The sequence below is a fragment of the uncultured Marixanthomonas sp. genome (assembly GCF_963974425.1).
In the GTDB taxonomy this organism is placed as follows: domain Bacteria; phylum Bacteroidota; class Bacteroidia; order Flavobacteriales; family Flavobacteriaceae; genus Marixanthomonas.
In genome coordinates, this window is sequence record NZ_CAXBCK010000045.1 from 23894 (window position 1) to 32485 (window position 8592).

The following is an 8592-nucleotide window of genomic DNA, read 5'->3' on the forward strand; positions in this document are numbered from 1 at the left end:
GATGCTTTAAGAAGTACCGGTCTTTGTCTTTTAATAAAATAGCTACTGCTACTCCTATTTTGTCGATTTATTATAATATCCTTCTTTAGGAATTTCTATAAAGTATTCTTTACCTGAAGCGTTTTTAAGGTACGTTTCGCGTAACCAAGGGTTATGGATTTTCAACACTTTATAACTAATACCGTACTTATGGGCAAAATCTGGAAAACTAGTAACAGCCGTATCCACCTTTACTTTAGTAGTTGGTATTGTTTGATATAAATCATGTTCTCTGTAGTTAAATCCGTATTTCTTCGGGTTTGAAAGTATTGTTTTAAAGGCTAAAATTCTAAACACGTAACGACTAGTTTCATCATTTAAAAGCACATCGTAATAATCATTCTCCGATTTTTGACGGTCTATTTGTTTGCTCACACCATAATTTCCTGCGTTATACGCCGCGGCGGCTAACGTCCAACTCCCAAAGCGTTCTTTAGACTTTTTAAGATACTCTGCAGCCACTTTAGTGGCCAACTCTAGGTTGTAACGCTCATCTACATAATCATTAATTTCCAATCCGTATTCACGTCCTGTACTACTTAAAAAATGCCAAAAACCTGCAGCTCCGGCAGGAGAACTATTATTCATAAGACCACTTTCGGCAACAGCTAAATATTTAAAATCGTCTGGTAAACCATACTTTTTAAGCAACGGCTCAATAATAGGAAAATATTTATTCGCTCGTTTAATAATCAACAGTCCGTTGGATTGCCAATAAGTATTTACCAATAACTCACGATCAAAACGTTCTCGTATATCTGGCTCATTTAAAGGCACGGGTTCTCCAGCAAAATCCATAGCTTCGGGAATTGGAAGCGCATAAACATTATAATCGTTTACTAAACTTTCTTCCATTTTTTCATTAACGGGCGGGTTTTGTTCCGCCTTATCGGTCGAATGGTCTTGTACTGCATGGATTGACAAGCCACTAATTACAAACAAAATGGCACCCAACCCTATTTTAGATAAAAAATTCATAACTTATTTTTTTTGAAATATACTCAATAATATACCTCTTTTAAAGAAATTAACGTGGCTTTAGTTAGAAATTATTTCAATTAATTTTTCTGAAACTTTCGTTCCTTTATTTAAAAGCATAATATGCGTACCACCTTCTAATTTAATACAATCTTGTATATTTTTAATAGGAAAAACCACGTCGCTATCTCCGTGAATGTGAACTACTTGTTCCATTGGCTCTTCTCTTTGCCATTTTATCATATTCTTGATAGCCCAATCTAAATACTGTTTATTGCGAACATGAAGAAACTCTTGGTACAATTGGAGTCTTTTTTTAGATCGAGGCCCTACCGAAAACCTAGTAAGATTATCAGCACTTAATACTAATCGAGTAGGAATAAGCTTATAAACACCCGTTTTACGGGCAAATTTCATACGGGTAGGCAACTCTTTTTTAGATTTTACACTAGAAATAATAATCAAGTTCTTCAACGTGAGATATTGTGCCATTTCTTGCACAACCACCCCACCAAAAGACACACCTACTAAAACCGAATTAGGCTCTTCTACTCGTTCAGCCATCCGTTTGGCATACAATTCAATAGGTTCGTTTTTTTCCGGTATTAACCATTCAAGAATACGGGTTTTAAAACGGTTGTTGGGAAGACGAATATTCTTAAAAATTTCTTTTCCAGCTGCCATTCCCGGAACAAAATAAACGTGTGTAATTTCAGGATTCATATAGGATTATCGAAATTATATGCGTTTCAACAAGCTATTTTTTGTAACTTTGTTAGGCAAAGATACTATTATCTTATAGCTATTGGAGCGTATGAAAAAGATTTTACATCCTGCTACAAGTCGTGGAACAGCAAATTTTGGTTGGCTACAAGCCAAGTATTCTTTCAGTTTTGCCAACTATTATAATCCAGACCGCCTTCAATTTGGTAAACTTCGTGTTTTAAACGATGACCAAGTTGATCCAGCTATGGGTTTTGGTAAACATCCCCACAAGAATATGGAAATTGTAACCATCCCGAAATCAGGTGCTTTAAAGCATCATGATTCGATGGGAAATAGCGGTATTGTAAAGTCTGGCGATATTCAAGTAATGAGCGCGGGTAGCGGTGTTGAGCATAGCGAAATAAACGCTAGTAGTACTGACCCTGTTACATTGTTTCAAATATGGGTTATACCAGATAAAGAAGAAGTTTCACCTCGGTACGATCAAAAACAAATCGCTCCTTTATTAAAAGATAATTCATTCAGCACCATAGTTAAACCTAAATCCGAAGCTCAAGAAAACGAGCTATGGATACACCAACAAGCCTATTTTAGTATTGGTACATTTTCAGAAAAAACTGAAACTTCCTATTCATTATATAACAAATCCCACTGTGTGTACGTTTTTGTAATAAACGGCACCATTCTTGTTGACAATGAAACACTTAACAAACGTGATGCCATAGGAATATGGGATACAGACAGGATTAGTATAACTGCGAATGGAAACAGTCGCGTTTTACTTATTGAAACACCAATGAACTAAATTTAAAAATATAACTCCCATGATTGAAGATGTAGAGATTACCGACAACGAATTTTTAAGACAATTCGAATTGGAAATTGGAGATAATATGGCCCGAATAGAATATGCACTTCAAGACCGTAAAATTTTCCTAACTAAATATGATATGCCCGAAGACTTAGAAGACCAAGGTTTTCGTGATATTTTTATTAAGGCTGTTTTTGATGAAGTAAAGGATCGCGGCATAAGCTTAGTACCTACTAGTCCTGAAATAGCAGGATTTATGCGTAAAAACAGAAGAAAGTATAGAGATTTATTACCTGTAGGAATCAGTATCTAGCTTGCTATTGCTTTTTCATTTACAAACTCAAAACGCATCAATCCATCTTCGGCAATTTCGGTAAGTTGAATGGTGTGCAATGTATTAACTAACTCTGGATTCCAAGGAGCTTTTACTTTTACATAATTTTCGGTGAACCCGTGTATGTACCCTTTTTTATTTTCGCCCTCAAATAGAACCGTTCGTGTGCTATCTAATTGACTTTCATAAAAAGCTCTTCTTTTTTTAGCTGAAAGACCACGTAACATTTTACTTCGTTTTTTACGTATTTTCATAGGCACAACACCATCCATTTCGGCGGCTGGGGTATTGTCTCGTTCTGAATAGGTAAAAACGTGTAAATAAGAAATATCCAACTCATTTAAAAATTGATAGGTTTCTAAAAAACGCTCTTCTGTTTCACCAGGAAAACCTACAATTACATCTACTCCTATACACGCATGCGGCATCACTTTTTTAATGCGTTTTACCCTATCTACATATAGTTCGCTCATATATCGGCGGCGCATTAGTTTCAACAAATCATTGCTTCCACTTTGCAACGGTATGTGAAAATGGGGTACAAAAGTGTTTGAATCTGCAACAAAATCTATGGTTTCATTTTTCAATAGATTGGGTTCTATCGAAGAAATACGCAAGCGTTCAATCCCGGAAACTTCATCCAAGGCTTCGCATAATTCAAAAAAAGTATGTTCGTGTTTTTTATTGCCAAACTCCCCCTTTCCGTAGTCGCCAATGTTTACACCAGTCAATACAATTTCCTTAATTCCTTTTTCTGAAATTTCAGCAGCATTTTTTAGCACATTCCCCAAGGTATCACTTCTAGAAATTCCTCTTGCTAACGGAATAGTGCAATAGGTACATTTATAATCGCAGCCATCTTGAACTTTTAAAAACGCACGGGTACGATCGCCAATAGAATAAGAACCAACATAGAAATCTGCTTCATCTATTTCACAAGAATGCACTTCTCCAAAATCGTTTTTGGAAAGATCATTTATGTAGTCTGTAATCTTGAATTTTTCCGTAGCACCTAATACCAAATCAACACCATGAACATCGGCTAATTCCTCGGGTTTCAACTGTGCATAACAACCTACGGCGGCCACAAAAGCATCAGGGTTTACATTCTGTGCTTTTTTCACAATGGTTTTAAAACGCTTATCTGCATTTTCGGTCACACTGCACGTATTAATGACATAGATATCAGCTTTTTCAGAAAAATCTACCCGACTAAATCCTTCGTCTTTAAAGTTTCTAGCTATGGTAGAGGTTTCACTAAAATTAAGCTTACAACCTAAGGTATAAAATGCGACTTTTTTTGTAGCGTTCATTCTTGTATTTTTGGCAAACGTGGGCGCAAAGATAATTATTTTTGATGGAAGTGGGAAGCTTGAAGCGGGAAGTAAGGACTATGCGTTTTCGAATTCAAAAATCTAATTTTTAATAATCATAATCTAAAATGAGTTTTAAATTCGAAAAATTGCAAATTTGGCAAAAAGCAATGGAATTGGGCGAAAATGTTAATAAAATGACCGATTCTTTTCCTAAAAAAGAACTATACAACCTTTCTTCTCAAATACGAAGAGCAGCGGATTCAATTGCCTTGAATATATCAGAAGGTTCCATTCTTCAATCGGGTCCTGAATATAAAAGGTTTTTGGGTTATTCAATTAGATCTTTGGCTGAAGTGGTTACGTGCCTTTATAAAGCAAAGTATAGAAATTACATTTCAGAAACCGAATTTAAAACCAACTATAACGATTGCTTTAACTTAATGAACATGATGATTGCTTTTAGAAATTCAATTAATTCAAACAAATAACTTCGTGCTTCCTACTTCCAACTTCCCCCCTTTTCGCAAAATCATAGTAGTAAACATTCTCTGTTTAGTGTTTTTATGCTCTTGTTCAGAAACCACACAAAATGACCGTGACCACTTAGTTTTCCGCTACAACGAACACAGCAACATTAGTTCGTTAGATCCTGCTTTTGCTAGAAACCCTCAAAATATTTGGCCTACTAATCAATTATTCAATGGGTTGATTCAGTTGGATAATTCGTTAAATATTAAACCCGATATTGCGAAACACTGGGAAGTGAATGACAGTACAAACACCTATACGTTTCACTTACGTGACGATGTCTATTTTCATAAAAACAAGTGTTTTGGTAGCGACTCGACACGAACGGTTACCGCAGACGATTTTGTATTCAGTTTTGATCGTTTAACCGATGAAGATGTTGCTTCTCCCGGAAGTTGGGTGATGAGTACAGTTGAAAACTATAAAGCTAAAAATGACACCACATTAGTTATTCAATTAAAACAGCCGTTTCCAGCTTTTTTAGGATTATTATCAATGCGGTACTGCTCGGTAGTTCCAGAGGAAGCCATTAATTTATATGGCAATGAATTTAGAAGTCACCCTGTAGGTACTGGCCCATTTCAGTTTAAAATATGGGAAGAAAATGTAAAATTGGTGCTTCGAAAAAATCCATTGTATTTTGAAAAAGACGAACAAGGAAATCAGCTCCCCTATTTGGAAGCTGTAGCCGTAACGTTCTTGCCTGATAAACAAAGTGAATTTTTAGAATTTGCTCAAGGAAAGCTAGATTTTATTTCAGGATTGGATAATTCGTATAAAGACGAAATAATAACTACTCAAGGAAAGCTTCAAGAGAAGTATAAAGATGAAGTAAATCTAATTACAACTCCTTACCTAAACACAGAATATTTAGGTTTTTTTATGGAAACTGAAACTCCTGAAATTAACTCAAAAATATTGCGCCAAGCAGTAAATTACGGCTTTGATCGTCAAAAAATGGTAACGTACCTTCGAAATGGAATGGGGACACCTGCTACGCATGGGTTTATCCCTAAAGGACTTCCCGGTTTTGCCTCAATTGAAGGTTATGGCTACAATCCTGAAAAAGCGCGAGAGCTTATAGAACAATACAAAACTAACACTGGTGACACCCAACCCGAAATAACTATTGGCACCAATAGTCAATATTTGGATATTTGCGAATACATACAACGGGAACTTGAAAAAATAGGAATCGCAGTAGAGATCGATGTGATGCCTCCTTCTACCTTGCGTCAAATGAAAAGTAGTGGCGAATTGGATATTTTTAGAGCTAGTTGGATTGCCGATTATCCTGATGCCGAAAACTACCTTTCGTTATTTTATAGTGAAAATTTCACTCCCAATGGTCCCAATTATACACACTTTAAAAACGTTGCTTTTGATAGTCTGTATGAAAAATCATTAACCATCTCAAATATTGAAAAAAGGAAACAGTTTTACAGAAAAATGGACTCCATCGTCGTTACCGAAGCACCTGTAGTCCCTCTGTTCTATGATGTAGCCATCCGCTTTGTTAGTAAAAAAGTATCTGGCTTGGGCATCAATCCGCAGAATTTTTTAATTCTGAAGCACGTTAAAAAGAAACAATGAAGCAAGGAGTTACACAATGCGAATGGTGCCTAACCGAAAACAGTAACGATACCACAGCATGTGTTAGTTGTGGAGGCCCTGTATCTATTTTAGAACCTTGGGTTTTGCAATGCGGCTGGTGTAAGTCTTCAAATAGACGGGACCGAGTGAGCCACTGTGATAATTGTGGAGGTCAATTACCAAGTATTCCAGGTAGCTCAAGACAGCCCGAACCCCCTAGACAACCTAGACATCTCAATACAGCATATAAAATAAAAGTAAAATATACAGGAAATGCATCAATGATGATAGGGATTATTTTTTTGGTTATTGGAATTCCATCTTTCATACTTTCCATGTTTGGAATTTTTAATGGAACTATTAACTTTTCATATATCTTGTTCACGCTTATGTTTCCTATAATTGGATTTTTTCTGGTCAAAAGAAGTAATAAAAAGTCCAATCAAAAATTAAATGCACTTCAACTCGGGATACCTACTAGGGGCGTCATACAAAAAGTATATATGGACACTTCCCAAAGCATAAACAAAAAACATCCCTTGAAAATCGAGTATAAATTTAGCACTCCCTCAAGAACATACCAAGATACCGTTAGGGTTTGGGACCGTGCTAACCTTAAAAGACCATCAGGTGAGCATATCTGGGTAGTTTTTAACCCAGAAAACCTAAAAGAAAATAACTTATGGCCACCTTTGGCTTGAAAAACAAAAAAACAAATTATGTTTGGTGCCGGTTTTGTAATGGATATGATACAATCGCTTAAAAATAATAAGCGGAACCGTATCACAAAATTTGACAAAGAGGTAGATAAACATACATCTATTTATAGCAAATTGAAGGACCATAAAAAAATGAGCCCCGAAGAATTTATCTCTTTTCAAGAAAAATTAAAAGCAAACAACAGACAAAACAGACGCAGACTATTATTGGTTTTTAGCACTGTCATGCTGTTTATTCTTGCCGTTATAATTTATTTTTTGTTCTTTTTTGAAATTGCCCCTGCTAAGCCTATTAAATTTAAAGTAAATTAAATTTTAGCTACGTCGCCACTTAGCAGTTTCTTCAAAAACATGTTCTAAAATTTTGGCATCTGCTTCAGAAAACTCAACCTTTCTTCTTGCCATCACTACTTTGGCCACCTCAAACGCTTTATTGGTTTTATAGGTAGTCATACCGCCGCTTCCACCCCAACTAAAACTTGGAACAAAATTACGTGGAAAACCGCTTCCGAAGATATTGGCACTCACGCCAACTACTGTTCCCGTATTGAACATCGTATTAATACCACATTTACTGTGATCCCCCATCATTAAACCACAAAATTGCAGACCCGTTTTAGCAAAACCTTCAGCTTCGTAATCCCATAAACGGACTTCAGCATAATTATTTTTTAAATTGCTATTGTTTGTGTCAGCACCTAGATTACACCATTCTCCAATGACAGCATTTCCTAAAAAGCCATCGTGACCTTTATTAGAATACCCCATAATAACTGAATTATTAAGCTCTCCTCCTACTTTGCTATGTGGTCCAATGGTACAGCCCGTATAGATTTTTGCATTCATTTTTACAGTAGCGTGATCGCATAGGGCAAACGGTCCTCTAATCACAGACCCTTCCATAATTTCAGCGTCTTTACCAATATAAATAGGGCCTTCGGTAGCATTTAAAGAACATAAAGGAAGTTTAGCTCCTTCCTCAATAAAAATTTGTTCTTTATTAAAAGCAACAGTCATTTCTGGAATAGGCTGAGACTCTCTGCCTTTCGTAATTAAATCAAAATCGCGTTGAATAGCTTCATGGTTTTTCGAAAAAATATCCCAGGTATGCTCTATCCGAAATACATCATCGGTACTATACTGAACAATATCATACGATTCAAAATCTACTTCCTGTCCTTCTGAAGTGAAAAAAGCAATAGGCTCATCATTATAAAAAACAGCTTGGTTTTCAGAAAGACCTTCCACTATTTTCACTAAGTTTTCCGAAGGAATAAAGGAAGCATTGATTAAAATATTTTGCTCCATTTCAACCATAGGATACTTTTCTGATAGATAATCTTCCGTTACCGTAGTTGTGGTGAAACCCAACAGTTTTTCCCATTTTTCACGAATGGTCAATATCCCTATGCGTATATCTGCCACTGGGCGTGTAAAAGTAAATGGAAGCAATTGGTTGCGTACGGTACCGTCAAAAAGTATGTAGTTCATGGTTCAGTATTCAGTATTCAGTATTCAGTATTCAGTATTCAGTATTCAGTATTCAGT

At 36.0% G+C, this 8592-nt stretch carries 10 protein-coding genes; 6 read left to right on the forward strand and 4 right to left on the reverse strand.

The features are described from left to right. Nucleotides 1–54: 54 nt before the first annotated feature. On the reverse strand, nt 55–1017 hold the full coding sequence (locus AACZ92_RS12900; RefSeq protein ID WP_339702037.1) for a lytic transglycosylase domain-containing protein: 963 nt from the start codon (nt 1015–1017) through the stop codon (nt 55–57). Nucleotides 1018–1077: 60 nt separating this feature from the next. Further along, a complete protein-coding gene (locus AACZ92_RS12905) occupies nt 1078–1740 on the reverse strand; it encodes an alpha/beta hydrolase (RefSeq protein ID WP_339702038.1) in 663 nt (220 codons plus the stop codon). 91 nt (nt 1741–1831) lie between these two features. On the opposite strand from AACZ92_RS12905, the gene AACZ92_RS12910 reads away from it, so the two are divergent. Continuing rightward, nucleotides 1832–2548 carry a pirin family protein gene (locus tag AACZ92_RS12910; protein ID WP_339702040.1) on the forward strand — a complete coding sequence of 239 codons (717 nt, stop codon included), beginning with the start codon at nt 1832–1834 and terminating at the stop codon, nt 2546–2548. Between the two features lie 19 nt (nt 2549–2567). Further along, the gene (locus AACZ92_RS12915) at nt 2568–2867 is read left to right on the forward strand and encodes an N-acetyltransferase (protein WP_117159812.1); all 300 of its coding nucleotides are present in this window, start codon (nt 2568–2570) and stop codon (nt 2865–2867) included. Here the strand turns inward: AACZ92_RS12915 and mtaB are convergent. Next, the gene (gene mtaB, locus AACZ92_RS12920) at nt 2864–4201 is read right to left on the reverse strand and encodes a tRNA (N(6)-L-threonylcarbamoyladenosine(37)-C(2))-methylthiotransferase MtaB (protein ID WP_339702043.1); all 1338 of its coding nucleotides are present in this window, start codon (nt 4199–4201) and stop codon (nt 2864–2866) included. The two genes, AACZ92_RS12915 and mtaB, sit on opposite strands and share 4 nt — an antisense overlap. 128 nt (nt 4202–4329) lie before the next feature. On the opposite strand from mtaB, the gene AACZ92_RS12925 reads away from it, so the two are divergent. The 4 genes from AACZ92_RS12925 to AACZ92_RS12940 all read left to right on the forward strand — a co-directional run bounded on the left by AACZ92_RS12925 (nt 4330) and on the right by AACZ92_RS12940 (nt 7356). Then, nucleotides 4330–4692, forward strand: a complete 363-nt coding sequence (locus AACZ92_RS12925) for a four helix bundle protein (RefSeq protein WP_339702045.1) — start codon at nt 4330–4332, stop codon at nt 4690–4692. 67 nt (nt 4693–4759) lie between these two features. Next, entirely contained in the window at nt 4760–6325 is a 1566-nt protein-coding gene (locus AACZ92_RS12930; protein WP_339702047.1) for an ABC transporter substrate-binding protein, read from the forward strand. Continuing rightward, nucleotides 6322–7026: a hypothetical protein gene (locus tag AACZ92_RS12935; protein WP_339702049.1), complete on the forward strand. Its 705-nt coding sequence runs from the start codon at nt 6322–6324 to the stop codon at nt 7024–7026. Before AACZ92_RS12930 ends, AACZ92_RS12935 begins: the two co-directional genes overlap by 4 nt. 18 nt (nt 7027–7044) lie before the next feature. Continuing rightward, nucleotides 7045–7356: a hypothetical protein gene (locus tag AACZ92_RS12940; protein ID WP_339702051.1), complete on the forward strand. Its 312-nt coding sequence runs from the start codon at nt 7045–7047 to the stop codon at nt 7354–7356. 3 nt (nt 7357–7359) lie between these two features. On the opposite strand, the gene AACZ92_RS12945 is transcribed toward AACZ92_RS12940, so the two are convergent. Then, nucleotides 7360–8535 carry a GlmU family protein gene (locus AACZ92_RS12945; protein ID WP_339702053.1) on the reverse strand — a complete coding sequence of 392 codons (1176 nt, stop codon included), beginning with the start codon at nt 8533–8535 and terminating at the stop codon, nt 7360–7362. Between the last annotated feature and the right edge of the window lie 57 nt (nt 8536–8592).

What these genes read in the sequence shown, in the direction of transcription:
- AACZ92_RS12900 (WP_339702037.1), bottom strand. Translation starts at nt 1,017, where the DNA reads ATGAATTTTTTATCTAAAATAGGGTTGGGTGCCATTTTGTTTGTAATT.
- AACZ92_RS12945 (WP_339702053.1), bottom strand. Translation starts at nt 8,535, where the DNA reads ATGAACTACATACTTTTTGACGGTACCGTACGCAACCAATTGCTTCCA.
- AACZ92_RS12935 (WP_339702049.1), top strand. Translation starts at nt 6,322, where the DNA reads ATGAAGCAAGGAGTTACACAATGCGAATGGTGCCTAACCGAAAACAGT.
- AACZ92_RS12925 (WP_339702045.1), top strand. Translation starts at nt 4,330, where the DNA reads ATGAGTTTTAAATTCGAAAAATTGCAAATTTGGCAAAAAGCAATGGAA.
- AACZ92_RS12905 (WP_339702038.1), bottom strand. Translation starts at nt 1,740, where the DNA reads ATGAATCCTGAAATTACACACGTTTATTTTGTTCCGGGAATGGCAGCT.
- AACZ92_RS12915 (WP_117159812.1), top strand. Translation starts at nt 2,568, where the DNA reads ATGATTGAAGATGTAGAGATTACCGACAACGAATTTTTAAGACAATTC.
- AACZ92_RS12910 (WP_339702040.1), top strand. Translation starts at nt 1,832, where the DNA reads ATGAAAAAGATTTTACATCCTGCTACAAGTCGTGGAACAGCAAATTTT.
- mtaB (WP_339702043.1), bottom strand. Translation starts at nt 4,201, where the DNA reads ATGAACGCTACAAAAAAAGTCGCATTTTATACCTTAGGTTGTAAGCTT.
- AACZ92_RS12940 (WP_339702051.1), top strand. Translation starts at nt 7,045, where the DNA reads ATGTTTGGTGCCGGTTTTGTAATGGATATGATACAATCGCTTAAAAAT.